The 21,305-nt window shown below is 60.7% G+C and carries 25 protein-coding genes; 5 read left to right on the top strand and 20 right to left on the bottom strand.

All coding sequences use genetic code 11. The features are described 5' to 3' along the window. Positions 1–122: 122 nt before the first annotated feature. Complete coding sequence (locus HBO10_RS22435; RefSeq protein WP_034127514.1) at positions 123–650, bottom strand: DinB family protein; 528 nt, start codon at positions 648–650, stop codon at positions 123–125. Positions 651–774: 124 nt separating this feature from the next. On the opposite strand from HBO10_RS22435, the gene HBO10_RS22430 reads away from it, so the two are divergent. Next, on the top strand, positions 775–1,473 hold the full coding sequence (locus HBO10_RS22430; RefSeq protein ID WP_034127613.1) for a tellurite resistance TerB family protein: 699 nt from the start codon (positions 775–777) through the stop codon (positions 1,471–1,473). On the opposite strand, the gene HBO10_RS22425 is transcribed toward HBO10_RS22430, so the two are convergent. The 8 genes from HBO10_RS22425 to HBO10_RS22390 form a co-directional block, all read right to left on the bottom strand. After that, positions 1,470–2,282, bottom strand: a complete 813-nt coding sequence (locus HBO10_RS22425; protein WP_034127513.1) for a hypothetical protein — start codon at positions 2,280–2,282, stop codon at positions 1,470–1,472. The genes HBO10_RS22430 and HBO10_RS22425 overlap by 4 nt on opposite strands. 18 nt (positions 2,283–2,300) lie before the next feature. Next, on the bottom strand, positions 2,301–2,648 hold the full coding sequence (locus tag HBO10_RS22420; RefSeq protein WP_003191350.1) for a DUF2493 domain-containing protein: 348 nt from the start codon (positions 2,646–2,648) through the stop codon (positions 2,301–2,303). 64 nt (positions 2,649–2,712) lie between these two features. Next, complete coding sequence (gene mgtA, locus HBO10_RS22415; RefSeq protein ID WP_034127512.1) at positions 2,713–5,427, bottom strand: magnesium-translocating P-type ATPase; 2,715 nt, start codon at positions 5,425–5,427, stop codon at positions 2,713–2,715. A 236-nt stretch (positions 5,428–5,663) separates the two neighbouring features. After that, positions 5,664–5,957, bottom strand: a complete 294-nt coding sequence (locus tag HBO10_RS22410; RefSeq protein ID WP_169922110.1) for a hypothetical protein — start codon at positions 5,955–5,957, stop codon at positions 5,664–5,666. Between the two features lie 318 nt (positions 5,958–6,275). Continuing rightward, the gene (locus tag HBO10_RS22405) at positions 6,276–6,887 is read right to left on the bottom strand and encodes a LysE family transporter (RefSeq protein ID WP_034127510.1); all 612 of its coding nucleotides are present in this window, start codon (positions 6,885–6,887) and stop codon (positions 6,276–6,278) included. A 284-nt stretch (positions 6,888–7,171) separates the two neighbouring features. Continuing rightward, positions 7,172–7,654, bottom strand: a complete 483-nt coding sequence (locus HBO10_RS22400; protein WP_034127509.1) for an arsenate reductase ArsC — start codon at positions 7,652–7,654, stop codon at positions 7,172–7,174. A gap of 11 nt (positions 7,655–7,665) precedes the next feature. Beyond that, positions 7,666–8,949, bottom strand: a complete 1,284-nt coding sequence (locus tag HBO10_RS22395; RefSeq protein WP_034127508.1) for an arsenic transporter — start codon at positions 8,947–8,949, stop codon at positions 7,666–7,668. A 19-nt stretch (positions 8,950–8,968) separates the two neighbouring features. Then, positions 8,969–9,325, bottom strand: coding sequence for a metalloregulator ArsR/SmtB family transcription factor (locus tag HBO10_RS22390; RefSeq protein ID WP_034127507.1), 357 nt, complete (start codon positions 9,323–9,325; stop codon positions 8,969–8,971). 177 nt (positions 9,326–9,502) lie between these two features. Here HBO10_RS22390 and HBO10_RS22385 point away from each other — a divergent pair, with 177 nt between their 5' ends. From HBO10_RS22385 to HBO10_RS22370, 4 genes are all read left to right on the top strand, one after another. Next, a complete protein-coding gene (locus HBO10_RS22385) occupies positions 9,503–9,718 on the top strand; it encodes a hypothetical protein (RefSeq protein WP_003191339.1) in 216 nt (71 codons plus the stop codon). A gap of 71 nt (positions 9,719–9,789) precedes the next feature. Then, positions 9,790–10,485, top strand: coding sequence for an AzlC family ABC transporter permease (locus HBO10_RS22380; protein ID WP_034127506.1), 696 nt, complete (start codon positions 9,790–9,792; stop codon positions 10,483–10,485). Beyond that, positions 10,482–10,793 (top strand): AzlD domain-containing protein, encoded by a 312-nt coding sequence (locus HBO10_RS22375; RefSeq protein WP_014718527.1) that lies wholly within the window; start codon positions 10,482–10,484, stop codon positions 10,791–10,793. The genes HBO10_RS22380 and HBO10_RS22375 overlap by 4 nt, the downstream gene beginning before the upstream one ends. Before the next feature lie 172 nt (positions 10,794–10,965). Then, positions 10,966–11,319, top strand: coding sequence for a hypothetical protein (locus tag HBO10_RS22370; protein ID WP_003191336.1), 354 nt, complete (start codon positions 10,966–10,968; stop codon positions 11,317–11,319). Positions 11,320–11,467: 148 nt separating this feature from the next. On the opposite strand, the gene HBO10_RS22365 is transcribed toward HBO10_RS22370, so the two are convergent. From HBO10_RS22365 to HBO10_RS22315, 11 genes are all read right to left on the bottom strand, one after another. Next, positions 11,468–12,172 (bottom strand): YoaK family protein, encoded by a 705-nt coding sequence (locus HBO10_RS22365; protein WP_034127505.1) that lies wholly within the window; start codon positions 12,170–12,172, stop codon positions 11,468–11,470. A gap of 69 nt (positions 12,173–12,241) precedes the next feature. Beyond that, positions 12,242–13,876, bottom strand: coding sequence for an ABC-F family ATP-binding cassette domain-containing protein (locus HBO10_RS22360; RefSeq protein ID WP_034127612.1), 1,635 nt, complete (start codon positions 13,874–13,876; stop codon positions 12,242–12,244). A gap of 123 nt (positions 13,877–13,999) precedes the next feature. Next, entirely contained in the window at positions 14,000–15,049 is a 1,050-nt protein-coding gene (locus HBO10_RS22355; RefSeq protein ID WP_034127504.1) for a DNA topoisomerase IB, read from the bottom strand. A 74-nt stretch (positions 15,050–15,123) separates the two neighbouring features. After that, complete coding sequence (gene modC / locus HBO10_RS22350) at positions 15,124–16,203, bottom strand: molybdenum ABC transporter ATP-binding protein (protein WP_034127503.1); 1,080 nt, start codon at positions 16,201–16,203, stop codon at positions 15,124–15,126. Between the two features lie 5 nt (positions 16,204–16,208). Beyond that, on the bottom strand, positions 16,209–16,889 hold the full coding sequence (gene modB, locus HBO10_RS22345) for a molybdate ABC transporter permease subunit (RefSeq protein ID WP_034127502.1): 681 nt from the start codon (positions 16,887–16,889) through the stop codon (positions 16,209–16,211). Continuing rightward, complete coding sequence (gene modA, locus HBO10_RS22340) at positions 16,890–17,642, bottom strand: molybdate ABC transporter substrate-binding protein (RefSeq protein ID WP_034127501.1); 753 nt, start codon at positions 17,640–17,642, stop codon at positions 16,890–16,892. A 112-nt stretch (positions 17,643–17,754) separates the two neighbouring features. Then, the gene (locus HBO10_RS22335; protein WP_034127500.1) at positions 17,755–18,819 is read right to left on the bottom strand and encodes a nitronate monooxygenase; all 1,065 of its coding nucleotides are present in this window, start codon (positions 18,817–18,819) and stop codon (positions 17,755–17,757) included. A gap of 71 nt (positions 18,820–18,890) precedes the next feature. Next, positions 18,891–19,964 (bottom strand): bifunctional DNA-binding transcriptional regulator/O6-methylguanine-DNA methyltransferase Ada, encoded by a 1,074-nt coding sequence (ada, locus tag HBO10_RS22330; RefSeq protein ID WP_034127499.1) that lies wholly within the window; start codon positions 19,962–19,964, stop codon positions 18,891–18,893. 75 nt (positions 19,965–20,039) lie between these two features. After that, positions 20,040–20,705: a DNA oxidative demethylase AlkB gene (gene alkB, locus HBO10_RS22325; protein ID WP_034127498.1), complete on the bottom strand. Its 666-nt coding sequence runs from the start codon at positions 20,703–20,705 to the stop codon at positions 20,040–20,042. Between the two features lie 3 nt (positions 20,706–20,708). Next, entirely contained in the window at positions 20,709–20,876 is a 168-nt protein-coding gene (locus tag HBO10_RS22320) for a hypothetical protein (RefSeq protein ID WP_096144616.1), read from the bottom strand. Positions 20,877–20,902: 26 nt separating this feature from the next. After that, complete coding sequence (locus HBO10_RS22315) at positions 20,903–21,205, bottom strand: DUF1883 domain-containing protein (protein ID WP_003191319.1); 303 nt, start codon at positions 21,203–21,205, stop codon at positions 20,903–20,905. Between the last annotated feature and the right edge of the window lie 100 nt (positions 21,206–21,305).

Below are 21,305 nucleotides of genomic sequence, written 5' to 3'. Positions count from 1 at the left end.
TGGGCAATATAGGGCAACTGTGGGAGCTGGCTTGCCTGCGATAGCGATGTGTCAGTCACAGATTTGAATCTGTTACACCGCCATCGCAGGCAAGCCAGCTCCCACATTGACAGTGTCGGCCTTCAGTCAATCAGTGCCAGCAAGTCGGTGACCCCTACGTCCACACCCGCCTGGCTCAGCAGTGTCGTCACCTGGCCGCGGTGGTGAGTCTGGTGGTTGAAAAAGTGCACCAGCAAACCGAAGAAGGGTTTCTCGGCGGCCACGCCGCGCATGTTGTGATAGCGCAGGCGTTGATCAAGGTGGGGCTCGTGCAGGCTGTGCGTCCAATCGATGATCAGTTGGTCCAGCCAGGCGCGATGGGCCGATAATTCAGCAAGGTTGGCGAAGGCCAATTGCTTGAGGTCGTTGGGCGTGGCAATGCCGTCGAGTGGCGCCAAGGCCGCAAAGTTGGCCGGATGTTCGGCAAAGCGTTTGAGCCAGACGGTGTCGCCCAGCATCAGGTGGTTCAAGGTGCCGAAGATCGAACCGAAAAACGCTTGGCGGTCCAGGGTCAACTGCGCGTGCGTCAGGGCGGCGGCGGCGTCGTAGACCTTGCGGTTCATCCATTGGTTGTAGGTGGCCATCAACGCAATGTGCTCGATGCGATTCACCGCGGTTCTCCCTTGTCGGCGTGATGGCGTCATCATAAAGCTTGCCCGCCCGACGGTCATGGTGTTCCATCAGGGGAGGACTATGTTTGATCAATGCCACTATTGCGCCCCGGAGGGCGACACCATGAATACCAGCGATCTACTGGAACAACTGTTGCGTGCAGGGCAGCAAGGCGGCGGGGCTTCGGGCGGCGGCCTGGGCGGGTTGCTTGGAGGGTTGTTGAAGGGCGCCGGCACCGGCAATGCGTCTGCGGCGGGTGGCGGTTTGGGTGGTTTATTAGGTGGCCTGGGCGGCTTGTTGGGCGGCGCTCCGGCAGGTGGTACTACCCAGACGCGCAGCGGCGGTGGGATGAACTACGCGGCGCTGGCGTCCCTGGGGATGGCGGCCTTCCAGGCGTATCAAGCCTGGCAACGCCAACAGGCTTCGGCACCGCAGCAAGCTATCCAGACCGTTGACCAGCTTGAAGGGCCTGAAGCCGAAGCCCATAGCCACGGCGTACTGCGTGCGTTGATCGCGGCGGCCAAGGCCGATGGCAAAATCGATGCGCAAGAGCAGCAGATGATTTCTGCCGAGATCGGCCGTCATACCGACGACCCACAACTGCAGCAGTGGCTCGACGCCGAAGTCGCCAAGCCCCTGGATGCCGCCGATTTTGCCGAGTATGCCAATGACCCCGCACTCGCTGCGGAGATTTACCTGGCGAGCGTGATGCTGGTCAATGATCAGCAGGACGCCGAGCGCAATTACCTCGACGACCTGGCCGGTCAGTTGCAAATCGATCCGCAATTGCAGCTGCATCTGGAGCAGCAGGCCAAAGCCTAGAACCTCAGCGTCGCCCCAGTGGTCAGCCACTGGGCGCGATCGCCAATCAGGCTGCGCCCGACCAGCAGGTCCACGTCAACAAATTCACCAATGTGCAAACGCGGCCCAGCCTGCCAGGCCTGTTCGCCGCCTTCCTGGCCATACCGCTCGCCAATCAGCGTGAGCTTCTCTGCCAACTGATATTCGAACCCCGTGCCCCAGGTCAGGCGATGTTGTTGATCACCGTCGTTGTAGGCGTGGCTCCAGCCGGCGTTCAGGTTCAGGCGCAATGCATCCAGGGGTTGCCATGTCAGGGGGATGTTCAGGTCTGCGCCGTCAAGCCCGTGATGGCGGTCCAGCGCGACATGCGCCCCGACAGCAATCGCCAGTTCCAAGCCCACGTCTTGCCGTGACAGCACCTGCACCTTGGCTTGCGGGCTGATCTGCGTCTCACCTTTGCCTGCATCCACGGCCCGTGACAACGCGGCGCCCCATTGCACGGCTGGCATGGCGCTGAACGTGCAGGCGGGCGACAAGGTGCCGTTATGGGTACTGCCCGCGTGCCGCTGGGCGCTGTACCAGGCGTCGACATTGCATTCACCCGGCGTGTTGATCGCGCCGTCGTCAACCACATAAGCGCCGCCTGCGGCTTGCGCTTTTGAAATCAACGCGGCCACCAGGACAACGCCCAGGGTCACGCCGATAAAGATCAGGTTGCGCTGCAATGCACGGCGCTTTGCTGGCGGCAGTAACAGCAGGGTGTGGCGAGAGTGGCGTGCGCGATATTTGGCAAACCCGTCGCGGCGTGCCGGCGTGTGTTTTTTGTGCATGATGCACCTCGCTTGAGTTCAGCTTTCTACGGTCAGCACCGAAATGCCGCTGGCTTTGGCCTGGCAAACCAGCTCCGAGGTATCGTCACCGCCCGGCAGGGCGATGATCAGATCGGGGCGGCTGTCGGCCAGCATGAAGTGATTGCGCTGGCGTTCCGCCTGTTTGCCATGGCGCTGCCAATTGGGTGGATAACGCACCACGTCGATACCGATTTCCCGGGCCCATTCCTCGATCTCACTGCCCAGGAACTGGTTGCCGCCGTGGATCAGTACCTGCACCGGGCGCAGGCGGTGGTAAGCGTCCAGCACATGGCGGGACTTTTTGGTGTCGGCGTAATGACGACCTGCACAGATCAACACGCGCATGAGCAAATCCTTGTATTGCACGCAGGCGACCGGGCGGCCGCCTGCGTTTGAACGGCGGGGAGGGTCAGTACCACTGTTTGAAGCGGCGGATGTAGATCGTCTTCATCAGTTGGGCGACGCAGCAGTAAGCCAGCAAGGTGCCCACCAGCCATGGGAAGTACGCCAGCGGCAGCGGTTGCAGGCCCACCAGGGTGCCCAGCGGTGAGAACGGCACGTAGATGCCCAGGGCGATCACGATGCAGGTCATCATCAACACCGGCCAGGCGGCCGTGCTCTGGAAGAACGGGATCTTGCGGGTGCGCAGCATATGCACCACCAGGGTTTGCGAGAGCAGCCCTTCGATAAACCAGCCGGACTGGAACAGCGTCTGCATTTCCACACTGTTGGCCGAGAACACGTACCACATCAGCGCAAAGGTGGTGATGTCGAAGATCGACGAGGTCGGCCCGATCCAGATCATGAAGCGGCCGATGTTTTTCGCATCCCACTTGCGTGGCTTGGCCAGGTATTCCTTGTCCATCTTGTCCCACGGCAGGGCCAGTTGGGAGATGTCGTACATCAGGTTCTGCAGCAGCAGATGGATCGCCAGCATCGGCATGAACGGGATGAACGCACTGGCCACCAGCACCGAGAACACGTTGCCGAAGTTGGAGCTGGCAGTCATGTTCAGGTACTTCATGATATTGCCGAAGGTTTCGCGGCCCTTGAGCACGCCTTCTTCCAGCACCATCAGGCTCTTTTCCAGCAGGATGATGTCGGCCGATTCCTTGGCGATGTCGGTGCCGCTGTCCACCGAAATACCCACATCGGCATCCCGCAGCGCCGGTGCATCGTTGATACCGTCACCGAGGAAGCCGACGGTGTGCCCGTTGGTTTGCAGCGCCTTGAGCACGCGGGATTTTTGCAGCGGCGTGAGCTTGGCGAATACGGTGCGCTCTTCTACGCGGCGCAGCAGGGTGGCGTCGTCCATGGCTTCGATTTCCACACCCAGCAGCGGCTGGCCGGGTTCCAGGCCAACCTGGCGGCAGATCTTGCTGGTGACCACGGCGTTGTCGCCGGTCAACACCTTGATCGCCACGCCAATCTGTTGCAGCGCCGCAATGGCCGGGCCTGCGGTTTCCTTCGGTGGGTCCAGGAACGTCAGGAAGCCCTGGATCACCAGGTTGCGTTCGTCGCTGGTGGTGTACTGCTGGCGTGCCAGCGCTTTAGGGATATTGCGGGTCGCTACCACCAGCACGCGGAAACCGTCTTCGTTGTAATCATTGGCGAGCGCCAGTAGCGCCTCACGACGGCGGTCATCCAGGGGCAAGGCTTCGCCGGCCTCCATGACATGGGTAGAAATGCTCAGCATCTCTTCCACCGCTCCCTTGCATACCAGCAACTGATCACCGGCGGCATCCTTGACCACGATCGACAGGCGACGACGGACAAAGTCGAACGGCAATTCATCGACCTTGCTGTAGGCAAACGGCACCTGGAACTTGGGGTTCTGTTCCGAGAACTGCACCACCGCCTGGTCCATCAGGTTTTTCATGCCGCTCTGGTGAAAGCTGTTGAGCCACGCCAGGGACAGCACGGCGTCATCGCGCTGGCCAAAGGCATTGACGTGATGCTCGAGGATGATCTTGTCCTGGGTGAGGGTGCCGGTCTTGTCAGTGCACAGCACATCCATCGAGCCGAAGTTCTGGATCGCATTGAGGCGCTTGACCACCACTTTGCGCTTGGCCATGGCCGTAGCCCCCTTGGCCAGGTTGGCGCTGACGATCATCGGCAGCATTTCCGGGGTAAGGCCGACGGCTACCGCCAGGGCAAACAGGAAGGCATCGCCCCAATCGCCCTTGGAGAAGCCATTGAGGAAAAACACGATGGGTACCATCACCAGCATGAAGCGGATCAGCAGCCAGCTGACACTGTTCACGCCCCGGTCGAAGGCGGTTTGCACCCGCGAGCCGACAATCGCCTTGGCCAGGGAGCCAAAGTAAGTGCGCGGCCCTGTTGCCACCACCACTGCTTTAGCGCGGCCGCTGACCACGTTGGTGCCCATGAAGCAGATGTTCGGCAAGTCCAGCAGGTTGCCCTGGTCGGCGGCCAGCGTAGAGGCGGACTTTTGCGTGACATCGCCCAGGGTGTCGTACTTCTCCACCGGCAAGGCTTCGCCGGTCAGCACGGCCTGGCTGATAAACAGGTCGCGGGACTCGATCAGGCGGATATCGGCGGGGATCATGTCGCCGGCTGACAGCTGCACGATGTCGCCGGCCACCAGGTCGCGCATCGGCACTTCGCGCAAGACCGGCTGGGCGCCAACCTGCTCGCGGCGCAGCACGGTGGCGGTGGTGCGTACCATGGCCTTGAGGGCTTCTGCGGATTTGGCCGAGCGGTGTTCTTGCCAGAAACGCAGCAGGCTGCTGAGCAACACCATGGTCATGATGATGATGACTTTGGTCAGGTCGACTTCTTCACCTGCCTGAAGTGGCAACCAATAGTCGGTGACAAAGCTGATACCGCCCAGGGTCAACAGCACGTAGATGAAGGGGTTGTTCAGTGCCTGCAGGAACTGGACGATAGCGTGTGGCGGCTTGTCATGGGCCACTTCGTTATAGCCTTCGCGTTGCAGGCGCGCCGAGGCGTCCAGTTCGGTCAGGCCGTCCTGGGTGGCCCGTACATTGGCGAGGGTGGCCGCCAGGCCATTGTGGGCTTCGCGGGCGGCACGCATCGACAGCCTGGTGTCGGCAGCGGTGCCATTTTTTTTGTGCAGAGGCGTGTTTTTTACGGCGCTCATTGTCTGTACTCCTGTCGCCAATTCTCGACAAAACATACCCTCTACTTACCTGCAGACAGGCGAGCGAAAGCATGCCGAGCCGCGGACTTCGCGATCGGTTCAAATAAAGTATTCACATAACTTCTGAAGGGCCCGCTAACAGCAAGTTAGTTAACTAGCGTGCAGCAGGCTACTACTGGACGTGTTCATAAAGAACTCCAGGGTCATCAATAAGAAAGTTGCTGTTTCCAGCGAGGTCAGGCGGCGTGAGTACTCAGGTAGAAACCGAGCATCAAGCGCGCTTGCGCCAGGCAGGAAACCTGGGGTCTCTGCGGGTCTTGAGGGTCGGCATGATCCCAGCGCTGCACCAGGTGGCCGCTTTCAGGGCAGATACGCCAGTGCGCCAGCGGCGGGGCTGGGCGCACTTGAGGGGAGGGTGTGACAAAGGTCGAGCGGCTTGGCGAAAAGCCCGCCGGCGCTCGGCACAGCTTGGCGCGCAGGGCTGCGACCAGTGTGCGCGTATCAGGCAAAACAAGGAGTTGGAAGGTCATAACACACCTCGGGACCGGACGGGCGACCGGTGAGGCAGTTACGGTGGAGCATCAAGCTCTAGCGCAGCTTACCGGACCTGGAACGCGAGTCCTGTCATATTCTGGGTTTGGCGCCCGATGCCCGCAAAGGCGGTGCTCGGACAGCGACTAGATACTGTGTCCATTGGCTTCTTTTGTGAGGTTTAAAAAAGGCCCCAGTTGCGGGCACGGGCAATCTACTCAGGGCGTCACAGAATGTCAACGCATGATTAATTAAATTAACCAGTGTTCAGAGTTTGTTCAGACAAGAGGCGCGCTTAAGTTGTGGGTTGAATAACTTCATACACCTTGCGCGGCGAGGAGTGCCAGATAGATCAATACTAAACCGCAGGCCGCATAACTCGCACGCTGCCAAGTCGGTGATGCGTTCTTGCGTAGCAGGTTCACCAAGGCGGCGGTAAGAAAACACGAGAGTACCGACGCCAGCATGAAGCCGGCAAAAAACATCAGGGTCTGCCCGTGACTGGGGGTGGCGCCGACAATCCCCGACAGTGCGCTGCCCAAGGCGCCCCAGTAGACGATGTTTTTCGGATTAGCCAAGGAAATCGCCGCGCCCACCGCCAACGCATTTTTGCCTGAGGTGGCAGGGGCATTGTCCATTGCCGGTAACTGCCAGGCATCAATCAGGCTGCGAATGCCCAGCCAGGCCAGGTACAGCGCGCAGACGATTGTAAGTGGAACCCGCACTGCATCATGCTGGATCAGCAGTGCGATACCGGTGAGGCCAATCACGGCCCAGACGGCGTCGCCCACCAGTGAGCCGAACTGCACCAGCAACGCCGGCGTGAAGCCATGGAGCAAGCCGCGGCGCAGAGTCTCTGCCAGCACGGCGCCGGGGGAAAGGCAAAATACAAAACCGAATACCAGCGCATAGACAAAGATCGACAGCATGCTCAGTTCCCTTCGAGAAAGTGCCAGAGCATACGTCAGTCCGAGAGAGGGATGCCACGCCCTCTGTAGGAACGCCCGCGATGGCGGCGTGTCAGCCACTGAATCTTCAACTGAACCACCGCTATCGCAGGCAAGCCAGCTCCCACTGGCCATGTATTGCCCACAGATTCAGCGCCCGGCGCCGGTCCCTGTGGGAGCGGGCTTGCTCGCGAAAAACTTCAACGATAACGCGTGTTGCCTGAATGACCGCGGTGCCTATGAGTTTTTCGCCAGCAAGCTCGCTCCTACACAGGCTGCGGCGTTGAGGCAATGCGGTGGAGTTCAGCCTTCAATTCATCCAGCGATAGACGTGCAAAGGGCAGCGCAAAAAACGCCTCGCAGCGTGCGGTGATAATGTCGAGGGTGGCCTTGAATGCTGCCTCTACTTGCGCCTCGTCACCCTGCACTTCGGAAGGGTCCTCCAAGCCCCAATGCGTCTTCACCGCTGGGCCGAAATATACGGGGCACGCTTCACCGGCTGCTTTATCGCACACGGTGATGACCACATCCGGCGGGCTGCCTTCGAAGGCGTCATTGCCCTTGCTGTACAAACCTTCGATGCTGATGCCCGCTGCCTGCAGCGTGCTCAGGCTACGTGGCAACACCTGGCCCTTGGGAAAACTGCCGGCGCTGATCGCTTCAAAGCCCGGCGGCGCCAGGTGGTTGAACATCGCTTCGGACAAGATGCTGCGGCAGCTGTTGGCGGTACACATGAACAGCACTTTCATTGCAGTCTCCTTTAGATGCTCAGGCGCAACGCGAGGGCGGCGAGGGTGATCAGCAGCACGGGCAGGGTCAGCACGATCCCGACCTTGAAATAGTAACCCCAGGTGATGGTGATGCCTTTGCGTGCCAGGATATGCAACCACAACAAGGTGGCCAGGCTGCCGATGGGGGTGATTTTCGGGCCCAGGTCGCTGCCGATCACATTGGCGTAGATCATCGCGTCCTTGACCACGCCCACGGCATGGCTGGACTCGATGGACAACGCGCCAATCAGCACGGTCGGCAGGTTATTCATGGCTGACGAGAGCAGCGCTGTCAGCACCCCGGTGCCCATGGCCGCGCCCCACACACCATAGGTGGCGAAGGTGTCGAGCCAGGTGGCCAGGTAGTCGGTCAGGCCGGCGTTACGCAGGCCATAGACCACCAGGTACATGCCCAGGGAAAAAATCACGATCTGCCACGGGGCTTCCTTGAGGACTTTACGCGTGGAAATCTGATGACCTTTGGCTGCAATCACCAGCAGCAGTACCGCACAGAACGCGGAGATCGCACTGATGGGAATGCCCAATGGTTCCAGAGCGAAACAGCCGACCAGCAGAATACCGAGTACCCACCAGCCGGCACGAAAGGTCGCACGGTCATGGATGGCACTGGCGGGATCTTCCAGGTCGGACGGGTTGTAGGTCTGCGGAATATCCCGGCGGAAAAACCACAGCAGCACCGCGAGCGTGGCGGCGACACTGACCAGGTTCACCGGCACCATCACCGCGGCGTATTCGTTGAAGCCAATCTTGAAATAGTCCGCCGAGACGATATTCACCAGGTTCGACACCACCAGCGGCAGGCTCGCCGTGTCGGCGATAAACCCTGCGCCCATGACGAAGGCCAGGGTCGCCGCCGGGGAAAAGCGCAAGGCCAGCAGCATCGACATCACGATAGGCGTCAGGATCAACGCCGCACCGTCGTTGGCAAACAGCGCCGATACCAGCGCACCCAGCAACACCATATAGGCAAACAACCGCCGGCCGCGGCCACGGCCCCAGCGCGCCACATGCAGCGCCGTCCAGGCGAAGAAACCGGCTTCGTCCAGCAACAGGCTGATGATGATCAGCGCGACGAAGGTGCCGGTGGCGTTCCAGATGATGTGCCACACCGCCGGGATGTCCGCCAGGCTGATCACTCCGCAGGCCAGCGCCAGGATCGCGCCCAGTGTGGCACTCCAGCCGACGCCCAGCCCCTTGGGTTGCCAGATGACCAGCACGATGGTGACGAGGAAAATCGCAATTGCGACAAGCATGAATAAACGCTCCGATGGCTCAGCAGCAGGTGCTGGCCCGTTGTGGTCTGTCGCCCATTGCATTCAGACGCAGTGCGTCATCCTGCAACCATGGCTGGTTGGCTTGCAGAGTGGTATCCAGCACCTGAGTAACCCAGGCGGGCAGTGCCGGATTGATGCGGTAGTAGATCCATTGCCCTTGACGTCGGTCCACCAGTAGCCCGCAACTGCGCAATTGCGCGAGATGGCGGGAGATTTTTGGCTGGCTGTCGTCCAAGGCATGGATCAACTCACACACGCAAAGTTCGCCCTCGCGCAGGATCAGTAAGGTCACCCGTGCACGGGTGGCATCGGCCAGGCACTTGAACAGGGTGGGAGGAGAGAAGAGGTCTGACATGGTCAAGGACTTTTCAAGTAGAGATATTCGAATATACGTATTTGCATATATATAGGTCAAATCTTGTTTCAATTGATATGGATCAAAACCCTTTGAAAGCGCCACAACTGTTTGAAATTAAAATGAAACACAAATGTCCTAACGTGCCTGCCCATTGCTGATGAAGGAAGACCCCGCGTGACCCGAGCCACCCGCAACCTGCGCAAGACCCTGGATTCCGTCGCGGAAAATAACGAAACCGCGGCCTTTGACCTGATGCGCGCCGTGGAAAAACTCGGCGATGAAGTGCTGCGCCAGCGCCTGCTCAATACCATCCACCGGCTGAACCAGGATGCGTATGAATTGCGCGAAGCCCGGGATTCGGTGGAGCAGGTTTCGGTAAAGCTCGCCTGAGCAAGATCGTTCAAGACAAGCTTTCGTTCGTGCTGGCATGCTTGTCGACTGTCTGTCGATGAGCCGCTTCCATGCCCACTGCATTACCTCATTACGCCTTCACCCGCGGCGCCATCGCCGTCATTCCCTTATCCCTGGCCTGTGCGCCCTGGGGGTTGCTGGCCGGCTCCATGGCCATCGACGCGCAATTTACCCCGCTGCAAGCCCAAGGCTTGTCTGCCATTGTGTTTGCCGGTGCCGCACAACTGGTGGCCATCGGCATGGTCAAGAGCGGTGCCAGCCTGATTTCCATCGTGCTGACCACCTTGCTGCTCACATCCCAGCATCTGCTCTATGGCATGCACATGCGTCCTACGCTGTCTTCGCTCAACACCCGTTGGCGCATGAGCCTGGGGTTCTTGTTGACCGATGAATTCTTTGCCCTGGTCAACCACTACGACCGCGAGACCTTCAATCGCTGGTACGCCTTGGGCGTCGGCCTGACGTTTTACCTGATCTGGAACCTCGTCACCCTCGCCGGCATTGTGCTGGGCAAAAGCATTCCCGGCCTTGATCAATTGGGGCTGGAGTTCTCGATTGCCGCGACCTTTATTGCCTTGATCACCCCCGTGGTGCGCGACGTGCCCACGGTGGTATGCGTTGCCGTGGCACTGCTGAGCTCGGTCTGGTTGAGTTATCTGCACTGGGAGTCGGCGGTGGTGGTCTCGGGTGTGTTGGGGATGAGCGCGGGGTTTGCCTGTAAACGGCTGGGAGTGGGGCAACGATGATTTACCTGATGATTGTGGCCATGGGCCTGGTGGTGTTCTTCAACCGTTACCTGTTTATCGAGCCGCGCTTGCCGGTACGGCTCAATCGCGGCGCGCGTGAATTTCTGGGCTTCGCCGTGCCGGGCATGCTCACCGCGATCTGCGGGCCGATTATTTTCCTGGCTGACCATCGGCTCAACCTGAGCCCGAGCAACCCTTATCTGCTGGCCGGCATCTGTGCCGTGGCGTTGATGTACTGGACGCGCAGCGTGTTGACCACGGTGCTATTGAGCATGGCGCTGTTCTATCTGTTCCGTTGGTGGTTTTGACACCCGGGCAAAAAAAAGCCCGCGGGGTGGCGGGCAGAAGGGAGACTTCTAAAAAATGAGCCTGGCCACTATAGACGGCGTGTTTGCCCTTCACAGTGAAACAAAGTTCATGGGCGCGTCAGTTGGCAGACGCACAGTGGTAGAGTCACGGTTTTTCCAAGGAAGCAATGGCATGCACAAAGTGGTAATGGGCGCACTGATACTGGCGGTACTGACCGGTTGCGCCGGTTCGAAAATGAAAGAAGCGCGCGCAGGCAGCCCCTACAAGACCTTGGCATCAGACAAGGCCACTCTGGTCGTTGCCCAGTGCATCCAGTTCGGCTGGCAGGATGAAAGCGTGTTCGGCGTCGATGCTGGCGGCTTCAAGGAAGCGACCGAGGCGGGTGGTTTTACGGTGTATACCACCGGTGGCGATTACTTTGTCGATGTACTCAGCACCGGCGCGGGTTCTACGGTCAACTACTATGCAGCACAGGACAATATGCCGGCCAAACGTCGCCTGGCAGCACTGGCCACTTGTCTGTAAGTCGGTTGCCTTAGCCATATTCCGAAATGCCTGGCGGGACAGCCGCTGGGCATTGGCCTATGATTCACGTGCTCGTTCGACGTGATGGCTCTTTACCGGTACACGGATGTCGAGGCTTAAACGTCGAACGAGCTCCTCCACCCCAACCTCACCGGGGCATGAAACCCAAGTGCCAGCGTCGCGGAATCAACAGTGTCGCCACCCCCAAGGCCGCAGCCAACGCACCACTGACCCACAATGCGCGCAGGCCCATCTGCTGTTCCAGCAGTGCACCGATCACAGCGCCAATGAACATTCCGCCCCACGGAATCAATTGCACGCGCCAGCCATTGCGGCGCTCCCCCAATAACCAACGGCCGAGCCCGCGACCAAAGCGTGACAGCGCTCCGGTGACGTAGGTCAGCCCCACCGGCAGCCCGTTCACTTCCTCGACGGCCGCGTTGAGCATGCCCATGGCAATGATAGCCGCGAGCAACGCGGGCAAGGTGCCGGTCGATGGCCACAACGCCGCAGCGCAGAGCAAGGCGCCGATGCACAGTAATAAGGGCAACGCATGGCGCTTGCTGAAACGGCTGACCAGCACGCCCAAGGCATTGCCGACCACGAAGGTGGCGACCAGCAATACCAGGCGCCCGGTGAGCCCCAGGTCGCCCGCACTGATGGCCACCGCCAGGCGCGTGGTGTTACCACTCATGAACGAGACGAAATCGCCGCTGGCCATAAAACCGATCGCATCGGTCATGCCCGCCAGCACCGACAGGCAGGCCACCAGCATCAAGCCCACGCGCCCGCGCCAGCGCCGACGACGGGCGAGCGTGGCATTGGTGTAAGGCTTGCGGGACGAAGGCAGCATGGGGCTGGTTTCCTCGGTGAGATTATCCGGCCACTACCGTAGGGTGCTTTGCCTGTCCGCGCAATGACCTCAGACACGCTCCAGTTGCCAGCCGGTGGCGTGCCACGTCAGATGGTGAGTCGGCTCGATCGCCTGCAAGAATGCCTCGTCGTGTGATACGGCCAGCAGCGCGCCGGTAAACCCCTTCAAAGGCTGCTCAAACGCTAGCACTGACTCCAGGTCCAGGTGATTGGTGGGTTCATCCAACAACAGTAATTGCGCCGGTGTATCACGCCACAAGGCTAGGGCCATCGCGGCTTTCAAGCGCTCGCCGCCGCTGAGTTGCCCTGCCGGCTGCGTAACCCGCAGCGCGTCCAACTGCAAAAACGCCAGACGTGTGCGCAGTTCGGCTTCGGCCAGCGGCGTGTCGAGCAGGTTGAGTTGCTCGACAAGGCTGCGCCGGTCGTCCAGCAGCGCCAGGTGCTGATCAATGTACGCACTGGGCACCGCTACGCTGCACTTGCCACTGACCGCCTGCCAGTGGCCGGCCAGCAGTTTGAGCAAGGTCGATTTGCCGCAACCGTTCGGCCCACGCACGGCAACGCGAGCCGGGCCCGCCAGGTTGAGCGTCAGGTAGCTGACGGGTGCCAGGGGATCAAGCCAGGGCAATTGCGCCTGCTCCAGCACCAGTACCTGGCGGCCATTGGGGACTGTCGAGCCTGATAATGCGAGCAGTGTGGGCGTCTCATCCGCCACGCGCTCGTAAGCCTGGCGCACCTGGGCGTCGAGTTGGTTTTTGCACGCATGATGGGCGCTACGCACGCTGCTGACGATCTCCTTTGCTGCGCTTTTCCAGCGCGCCTTGGTAAAACGGTCGACGTTGGCGGTCTCGGCCTGTTTACGTGCGCGTGCGGCATGGCGCTGCAGGTCGTCGTGGTCTTTTTGCAGACGCCGACGCTCACGGCTGCGGGCCAGACGCGCCTGTTCCCACGCAGCAATCGCGGCCTGCTGGTGAGTATCGCGTTGCTGGCGATAGGCGTCGTAGTTGCCGCCGTAGACCTGAATGCCAAGGGGCGAAAGCTCAATGATGCGACCCATGACGTTGAGCAACTGTCGATCATGGCTGACCACCACCAGGCCACCTCGCCAATCGCGCAACACACGCAACAGCCAATCGCGCCCGGCAGCATCAAGGTGGTTACTGGGCTCATCCAGAATCAGCAACTGCGGCGCAGCCAACAACGCCCCGATCAGCGCGACCCTGGCGAGTTGGCCACCGCTGAGTTGATCGGCCGGGGTACTGGCACTGAGGGTCTGCAAACCCGCTGCATCCAGTGCCTGGCGCAGGCGCTCGGCGAGGTCCCAGCGATCGTCGATCAGCTCCAGGTCACCGAGGCGTGCATCGCCCTGGGCCATACGTGCAAGGGCAGCCAAGGCTGCGGCAGTTGCGGTGATATCGGCGATGGTTTGCCCTGGTTGAGCCGTGATGGCCTGGGGCACATAGGCAACATGGGCCGGTTTTTTCAACGTGCCGGAGGAGGGCAGCAGCACGCCGGCCATCAACTTGGCCAGGATACTTTTGCCCCGTCCATTGCGCCCGACGATACCGGTAGGCGTTTGATCAATGGACAGGTTCACGTCGGCCAGCAAGGTTTCGCCATTGGCGAACTGGAAAGACAGGTGTTGCAGGGAAACAAGAGCGGGCAGCCGTTTGACGTCAGTCATCAGCACCTCCAAAAAAATGTCGAACAGGCCAACAAGCGCGCCAGCGGCTCGTTGCAGATACATTTTGGAAGGCTTAGATGTTCACGTCGGCGGTCATCCCGTGAGTCAGAAGGGAGGCAGAGCCTAACCCACCTTAACTTTGTGCGGCAAGTCTTCGGCCAGTTTTTCCAGGAACATCGCCAGCGCGACTTCTTCGGCTTTCAAGCCTTTGCGCACCCGCGGCTTGGGCAACTTCGACAATTCGCCGAGGCTGAAATGCTCGAGCACCGCCGGGTGGATATAGCACTTGCGGCACACCGCCGGCGTATTGCCCAACTGCCGGGAGACATCCTTGACCATCGCCACCACATGCCGCTTGGCGTCGGATTCGGGCTGCCACGCCAACTCGCGCAACACTGCCAGCGCCATTGCTGTACCAGCCCAGGTGCGGTAGTCCTTGGCGGTAAAGTCTTCGCCGGTCAGGCTGTGCAGGTAGTCGTTGACGTCCTGGGAGCTGACGGTATGCCGCTCACCGTCTTCGTCCAGGTACTGGAACAGGTTTTGCCCTGGCAATTCCATGCAACGCTTGACCACCCGGGCCAGGCGCCGATCCTTGACGCTGACTTGGTGCTCCACGCCACTCTTGCCACGAAACTGGAACTGGATCTCACTGCCCTTGATGTCCACATGGCGGTTGCGCAAGGTGGTCAGCCCGTAGGATTTGTTTTCACGGGCATATTGGGTATTGCCGACGCGGATCAGCGTGGCGTCCAGCAACATCACCACCGTGGCCAACACCTTTTCGCGGGTAAACCCCGGCTCGGCGATTTGAGCTTCGAGCTGTTTGCGCAATTTGGGCAACGCGGCGCCAAAAGCCTGCAAGCGCGAGTACTTGTCGCTGTCGCGCACCTCGCGCCAGCGTGGGTGGTAACGGTATTGCTTGCGGCCACGGGCGTCGCGGCCGGTGGCTTGCAGGTGGCCGCGAGGGTCGGCACAGATCCACACGTCGGTGTAGGCGGGCGGCACCGCCAAGGCGTTCAGGCGTTTTATTTCGTCCGCGTCGGTAATGCGCTCGCCCTTGGCGTTCAGATACTGGAACTTGCCTCGCACTTTTTTACGGCGGATGCCGGGCTGGGTGTCATCCACATAATGCAGGTCGCGGGGCAGGTCGGCGGGTAGCGAAGAGTCAGGCATGGGGCGGGTTCCTTGGCAACAAATCAGGCCGGTATGTCTGATTGACCGCAGCACCCTGCGGTCGTGCCAAATGGTTAAGCCAGCACCGCCACCGCCTTGATTTGCGCCCACAGTGTCTGGCCCGGATGCAGTTGCAACTGGTCGTGTGAGAAGCGCGTGATGCGTGCCAGCAAGGGCGTGCCGCCGGCGTCGAGGCGCACCAGCACGTGGGCGCTGTTGTCCGCGCCAATAGTCTGGGTGACGGTCACCGGCAAGCGGTTGAGGATGCTGCTGTGTTCCTGGGCCTGCAGGCTCAGGCTTACATCCCGTGCCTGGACCTTGACCCGCAGCGGGTTGCCCACCGCCAGCGGGACATGGGCCACGCGCATCTGCAACGGGCAATCGGGCAACTGCAGAGTGAGCAACTGATAGTGCGCGTCGTAGGCAACGACGCTGCCGGCGATCACCACGCCGGCATCGTCGCCCAGCGCCAAGGGCAGGTCGAGGCGCGCCAGGGTCTCGCCGATCGGGCCGCTGGCCAGGGCCTTGCCGTCGCTGAGCAAGACGATATGATCGGCCAGTCGCGCCACTTCGTCCTGGGCATGGCTGACGTACAGCACCGGGATATCCAGCTCGTCGTGCAGGCGTTCCAGGTAAGGCAATATCTCGCTTTTGCGCTGGCTGTCCAGGGCCGCCAGCGGTTCATCCATCAACAACAACTTGGGGCTGGTGAGCAAGGCGCGGGCGATGCCGATGCGCTGGCGCTCGCCGCCGGACAAGTGTTGCGGGTGACGCTCAAGCAAGTGTCCGATGCCCAACAGTTCGGTGGCCTGGGCCATGTCCACGCGCCGTTGCAGACGAGGGATACGTTTGAGGCCGAACTCCAGATTGGCGCGCACCGACAGGTGCGCAAACAGGCTCGCCTCCTGGAACACATAGCCCAGGGCGCGTTTATGCGGCGGTACAAACAGCCCTTTGCTGCTGTCTTGCCAGACCTCGCCGTTGACTTGTACAAAACCGTGTTCGGCGCGTTCCAATCCGGCGATGCAGCGCAGGCACGTGGTCTTGCCGGAGCCAGAATGCCCGTACAGCGCGCTCACGCCACGGCCGGGCAATTGCAGGTCAACATCCAGTGTGAAGGCGCAATACTTCAGGTGCAGGCGTATATCCATCATCGCGATCAGCTCCAGCCCATCTTGGTTTTACGGCTGGCATAGAGCGCCAGCAACACGAGGAAGGCGAACACCACCATGGCCCCGGCCAGCCAATGGGCCTGGGCATATTCCATGGCTTCGACGTGGTCGTAGATCTGCACCGAGACGACACGGGTCTTGTCCGGGATATTGCCGCCGATCATCAGCACCACGCCGAACTCACCGACGGTATGGGCAAAGCCCAGGATCGAGGCGGTGATAAACCCAGGGCGTGCCAGCGGCAGGATCACCGTGAAAAACGTGTCCCACGGGTTGGCGCGCAAGGTCGCGGCCACTTCCAGCGGGCGCGTGCCGATGCTAGAAAACGCATTCTGCAACGGCTGCACCACGAAGGGCATGGAGTAGATCACCGAGCCAATCACCAGCCCGGCGAAACTGAAGGTGAGGGGGCCCAGGCCCAGCCACTGGGTGAACTGGCCGACGTACCCGTTGGGCCCCATGGCCAACAGCAAGTAAAAGCCGATGACCGTTGGCGGCAACACCAACGGCAGTGCGACCACTGCGCCGATGGGGCCACGCCACTTGGAACGGGTGCGCGACAGCCACAGGGCGATCGGTGTGCCGATGATCAACAGGATCAGGGTGGTCAGTGAGGCCAGTTTGAGGGTCAACCAGATCGCAGAAAAATCAGCACTCGTCAGGGGCATTTACAGCTCGTAACCGTAGGATTTGATAACGGCAGCCGCTTTCGGGCCTTTGAGGTAGTCAACCAGAGCCTTGGCGGCGGCGCTGTCCTTACCCTTATTGAGGATTACGGCGTCCTGTTTGATCGGGTCATGCAGGGAGGCCGGAACAATCCACGCCGAACCGCCGGTGACTTTGCCGTCTTTGTAGATCTGCGACAAGGCCACAAAACCCAGCTCGGCGTTGCCGGTAGACACAAACTGATAAGCCTGGGTGATGTTCTGGCCCTCGACGAGCTTGTCCTTGACCTTGTCGCTCAAGCCTTCCCTGGCCAGCAATTGGGTGGCGGCCAGGCCGTAGGGCGCTGTTTTGGGGTTGGCGATGGACAAGTGCTTGAATTGGTTTTTCTTCAGCACATCACCCTTGGCATCCACATAGCCTTCTTTGGCCGACCACAGCGCCAGGGTGCCGACCGCGTAGGTGAAGCGTGAACCCTTGACGGTAGCGCCTTCGCTTTCGAGTTTTTGCGGGGTGGTGTCATCGGCGCTGAGGAACACCTCAAATGGCGCGCCGTTCTTGATCTGGGTGTAGAACTGCCCGGTGGCACCGTAAGCCGCGACCAGTTTATGGCCGGTGTCTTTCTCGAAATCGGCGGCAATCGCCTGGATCGGGGCGGTGAAGTTGGCGGCCACGGCCACCTGCACTTCATCGGCATGGGCCGTACCCAAGGCAAAGGCGGCAAGCAGGGGGGCCAGGCGCGAAACGCGGGTCATCATGAAGCAACTCCTTGAAGGTGTACGGCAGGTTGTAGGTAAAGAGGCTTACCGCTATGTATGGGAATATATAGCGGTAGGCTATTGCCGGTACAGCACCAAGTTGCTGCGCAGGTCAGTCGCGGGTGAATCGGGCTATCGCGTGCTCGGCCAATTCGCGGGTCAGGTCATAGGTGGACAGGTCTTTGCCCAGCCTCAGGGCCTGGCCTGCCCACAGGTTGCTGAAACCGGCTTCATCCTTGGCCTTGAGCGGCATTAATGCGCCTCCGGCTTTGGGGAACGCGGGCGCCGTCGGGTTGATTGCGCCGAGTTCACGCATCACGCGGTTGACGATGCCCCGCGCCGGGCGGCCGGTAAACAGGTTGGTCAGCGCGGTTTCGCTGGCTTGGGCATGGCGCAGCGCATGGTGATGGGAGGCGCTTACCGTAGCTTCGGGTGTGAACAGGTATGCCGTGCCGACCTGCACTGCCGAAGCGCCCAGCGCAAAGGCGGCGACGATGCCGCGCGCATCGCCGATTCCGCCCGCAGCAATCACCGGCACGCTGACCGCGTCGACAATCTGCGGTAGCAGTGCCATCAAGCCGATCTGGCTGTTGAGGTCATCGCTAAGAAACAGGCCACGATGCCCACCAGCTTCGATGCCCATGGCGATAATCGCGTCGCAGCCTTGCTGTTCCAGCCACACGGCCTCCTGGACGGTGGTGGCCGATGACAGCACCTTGGCACCGGTGGCTTTTACCCGGTCCAGCAAAGACTTCTCTGGCAGGCCAAAATGAAAGCTCACCACTTCTGGCCGAAACGCTTCCACTACCTGGCAGGCTGCGTCATTGAACGGCGCGCGGTTGGACACCGGGGTTGGCGCATCGAAGTCGGCGCCCAGCTCATGGTAGTAAGGTTGCAGCAAGGCCTTCCAAGCCTGGTCCCGCGCGTCATCGGCATCGGGGGGTTGATGGCAGAAGAAGTTGATGTTCAGCGGCGCATGACTGGCCTGGCGAATGAGAGCCAAGGCATCGCGCAGTTGCTCCAGGCTCAGCGCCGCCGCAGGCATCGAGCCCAGGGCTCCGGCTTGCTGGGCGGCGATGACCATGGCGGTGGTCGTCGCGCCAGCCATCGGCGCCTGGATAATCGGCACCTCAATGCCCAACAGGTCAAGAATGCGGGTGTCTGGCCAGGTGCTCATGGGGTGCTTCTCCAGCGTTAGTAGGGCTTTTCGCTGTTTTAGCAGGGCAATCAGCACCCGGCCAGTCTGTTTTATTCACTGGACGGAAGCGGCGTTTTGTGGGGCTGGGTTTCGCGCTTGAGTAACTGGCGCTTGCGCTCCACGCCCCAGCGGTAGCCCGACAGCTCGCCATTGCTGCGCACCACGCGATGACAGGGAATCGCCACCGCGAGGTGGTTGGCACCGCAAGCCTGGGCCACGGCGCGAAAGGAGGAAGGTGCACCGATACGCTCGGCAATCTGCGCATAGCTGGCGGTGCTGCCCGCAGGGATTTCGCGCAACGCCTGCCACACCCGTTCCTGAAAGGCTGTGCCGCGCAGGTCCAAGGGCAAATCCAGGCCCAAGGCAGGGGCCTCGACAAAACCGACGACGTGGGCCACCAGTTGTTCGAAACCCTGATCCGCGCCGATCAACTCAGCCTTGGGAAACTGGTCTTGCAGGTCGCGCACCAGTTTGTCCGGATCATCACCCAATAAAATCGCACACACGCCACGTTGGCTTTGCGCCACCAGAATCGCCCCCAGCGAGCACTGGCCAACGGCAAAGCGGATGGTGTTATTGGCGCCGCCGCCTTTGTAGTCTCCAGGTCTCATGCCGAGCACTTGGTCGGCGGCTTCATAAAAGCGGCTATTGGAATTAAAGCCCGCGTCATACAGGGTGTCCGTCACCGAATGCTGGCCCTTGAGGCCGTCGCGCACTCTGCGCGAACGCAGGGCGCTGGCGTAACCCTTGGGGGTCAACCCGGTGTTGGCTTTGAATACGCGGTGGAAGTGAAAGGGACTCAGCCCCGCGCATCGGGCCAGCACATCCAGGCTAGGCGGAGTTTCGGCCTGCTCGATTTGCCGGCAGGCCTCGGCCACCAGTTGCCCATGGTGAGCGGCCAACTGGGTCTGGTCGCCGGCAGCGCGTTTACTGGGACGATAACCGGCGGCTTCGGCCTGCGCCGGCGTGTCGAAAAACTCGACATTCTCCGGGCGCGGCAAACGCGAAGCGCTGCTGGGGCGGCAATACACGCCGGTGGTTTTCACGCCGTAGACAAACAAGGCGTCGGCCTTGGCATCACGGGCAATAATGGCAGCCCAGCGCGGATCGTGTTCGTTGTTCATGGCCTGCACTCTTGACGGTTCAGGAGCAGATTAAGCCTGCCGCTCGCAATCGACACTCCGAAGCTTGCGGTCAAATTAACCGGCGGTGCGAAAGGTCAGGTTGATGCGCTGCGGGCCCATGACCGGATGCACGCCGTCCTTGATCGGCATCACGCCATGAAAGCGCAGGCGATCAACGCCGCCCCACACCACCACATCACCATGAAACAGCGAGACCTTTTGGGTTTTGTCGCTGCGCGCATGGCCACCGAACAGGAAAATCGCCGGCAGCCCAAGGGACACCGACACCACGGGCGCGCTGTAGCTGCGCTCGTTCTTATCCTGATGCAGGGACATCTTCGCCCCCGGTACGTAACGGTTGATCAAGCAGGCATCGGGTTGAAAACCGCCAAAGCCGGCCTCGATAGCCGCAGCCACCGCCAGTTGGCGCAATGTGTCGGGCATGACGGGCCAAGGTTGCTGGCTGCGCGGGTCGAGTGGGCTGTAGCGATAGCCATGGGCGTCGGTGGTCCAGCCCAGCTCGCCGCAACTGCTCAGTGCCGCCGACATGGTAAAGCCGCCGGGAGTGACCATCTGCCGAAACGGTGATTGAGCCAGGACACGCCGCAGTTCAGGCAATAACCGCTCGATCCAGGGCAGGGCATAGCCCCTTAGTACATAGGACTCTTCGCCAATTTGCTCGCGCCCGGCAGGCTGTTGCAGGGCCTCGTCGGCAAACAAATCGGCGGTAGGGCCAGGCATGGCTTACAGCGCCTTGCTCACGTTGATGTCGGTGATTTCGTCGCTGGGATCATGAATTTTTGCCAAGGCTTGCTTGGCTTCTTCGATGCTGTTGTTGTGCAACTGGGCAAATTCAAAGCGGCGTTCGCCGTTGAGCTTGTACTTGATGACGTATTTGGTTGTGGTGGTCACAGCTTTTTTCCTGTCAGGTGTTCAGGTCAGCTCAGCTTGCTGCTGGTACGACGAACGATACGGATCTTGTGGGACAACGCAGGCTTACGGGTCACGCTGATGGCGCGACGGGTCACCACATCCAGGGTGATGTTCCAGAACCCGGTGCTGGGCGCGGTGATCTTGGCCGGGAATTTATCAAATGCGCCGCCGTGGTAGGTATGGCGGCCGCCATTTTTGAAGCTGCGAAAGTTCGCATCGCTCATCAGGCGAATATTGCAGGTCTGCGAGCATTCGATGACGACAATGTCTCCCTCGTTGAGGTGCTCACGCTGGTGGATGAATTTCATGGGGTGTCTCCAGAAGGGCTTTTTCTGAAAAATCAGAACGATACGTAGGTTAAGATGGAGTTTATCAGCCCCAGCGCGTTTATTATCGGGCCGTCGTCGA

The sequence above is a fragment of the Pseudomonas sp. WS 5503 genome (genome assembly GCF_012985385.1).
Lineage (GTDB): Bacteria > Pseudomonadota > Gammaproteobacteria > Pseudomonadales > Pseudomonadaceae > Aquipseudomonas > Aquipseudomonas paracarnis.
This window is presented reverse-complemented; position numbering and strand designations above follow the sequence as displayed.

Excerpts from the sequence above, each read along its gene's own strand:
- HBO10_RS22380 (WP_034127506.1), top strand. The coding sequence starts at position 9,790 with ATGCCCACTGCATTACCTCATTACGCCTTCACCCGCGGCGCCATCGCC.
- HBO10_RS22375 (WP_014718527.1), top strand. The coding sequence starts at position 10,482 with ATGATTTACCTGATGATTGTGGCCATGGGCCTGGTGGTGTTCTTCAAC.
- HBO10_RS22360 (WP_034127612.1), bottom strand. The coding sequence starts at position 13,876 with ATGACTGACGTCAAACGGCTGCCCGCTCTTGTTTCCCTGCAACACCTG.
- modA (WP_034127501.1), bottom strand. The coding sequence starts at position 17,642 with ATGATGACCCGCGTTTCGCGCCTGGCCCCCCTGCTTGCCGCCTTTGCC.
- HBO10_RS22410 (WP_169922110.1), bottom strand. The coding sequence starts at position 5,957 with ATGACCTTCCAACTCCTTGTTTTGCCTGATACGCGCACACTGGTCGCA.
- HBO10_RS22370 (WP_003191336.1), top strand. The coding sequence starts at position 10,966 with ATGCACAAAGTGGTAATGGGCGCACTGATACTGGCGGTACTGACCGGT.
- HBO10_RS22430 (WP_034127613.1), top strand. The coding sequence starts at position 775 with ATGAATACCAGCGATCTACTGGAACAACTGTTGCGTGCAGGGCAGCAA.
- mgtA (WP_034127512.1), bottom strand. The coding sequence starts at position 5,427 with ATGAGCGCCGTAAAAAACACGCCTCTGCACAAAAAAAATGGCACCGCT.
- HBO10_RS22405 (WP_034127510.1), bottom strand. The coding sequence starts at position 6,887 with ATGCTGTCGATCTTTGTCTATGCGCTGGTATTCGGTTTTGTATTTTGC.
- HBO10_RS22355 (WP_034127504.1), bottom strand. The coding sequence starts at position 15,049 with ATGCCTGACTCTTCGCTACCCGCCGACCTGCCCCGCGACCTGCATTAT.
- HBO10_RS22365 (WP_034127505.1), bottom strand. The coding sequence starts at position 12,172 with ATGCTGCCTTCGTCCCGCAAGCCTTACACCAATGCCACGCTCGCCCGT.
- HBO10_RS22315 (WP_003191319.1), bottom strand. The coding sequence starts at position 21,205 with ATGAAATTCATCCACCAGCGTGAGCACCTCAACGAGGGAGACATTGTC.
- HBO10_RS22425 (WP_034127513.1), bottom strand. The coding sequence starts at position 2,282 with ATGCACAAAAAACACACGCCGGCACGCCGCGACGGGTTTGCCAAATAT.
- HBO10_RS22420 (WP_003191350.1), bottom strand. The coding sequence starts at position 2,648 with ATGCGCGTGTTGATCTGTGCAGGTCGTCATTACGCCGACACCAAAAAG.
- alkB (WP_034127498.1), bottom strand. The coding sequence starts at position 20,705 with ATGCCTGGCCCTACCGCCGATTTGTTTGCCGACGAGGCCCTGCAACAG.
- ada (WP_034127499.1), bottom strand. The coding sequence starts at position 19,964 with ATGAACAACGAACACGATCCGCGCTGGGCTGCCATTATTGCCCGTGAT.
- HBO10_RS22335 (WP_034127500.1), bottom strand. The coding sequence starts at position 18,819 with ATGAGCACCTGGCCAGACACCCGCATTCTTGACCTGTTGGGCATTGAG.
- HBO10_RS22390 (WP_034127507.1), bottom strand. The coding sequence starts at position 9,325 with ATGTCAGACCTCTTCTCTCCTCCCACCCTGTTCAAGTGCCTGGCCGAT.
- HBO10_RS22395 (WP_034127508.1), bottom strand. The coding sequence starts at position 8,949 with ATGCTTGTCGCAATTGCGATTTTCCTCGTCACCATCGTGCTGGTCATC.
- modC (WP_034127503.1), bottom strand. The coding sequence starts at position 16,203 with ATGATGGATATACGCCTGCACCTGAAGTATTGCGCCTTCACACTGGAT.
- HBO10_RS22400 (WP_034127509.1), bottom strand. The coding sequence starts at position 7,654 with ATGAAAGTGCTGTTCATGTGTACCGCCAACAGCTGCCGCAGCATCTTG.
- modB (WP_034127502.1), bottom strand. The coding sequence starts at position 16,889 with ATGCCCCTGACGAGTGCTGATTTTTCTGCGATCTGGTTGACCCTCAAA.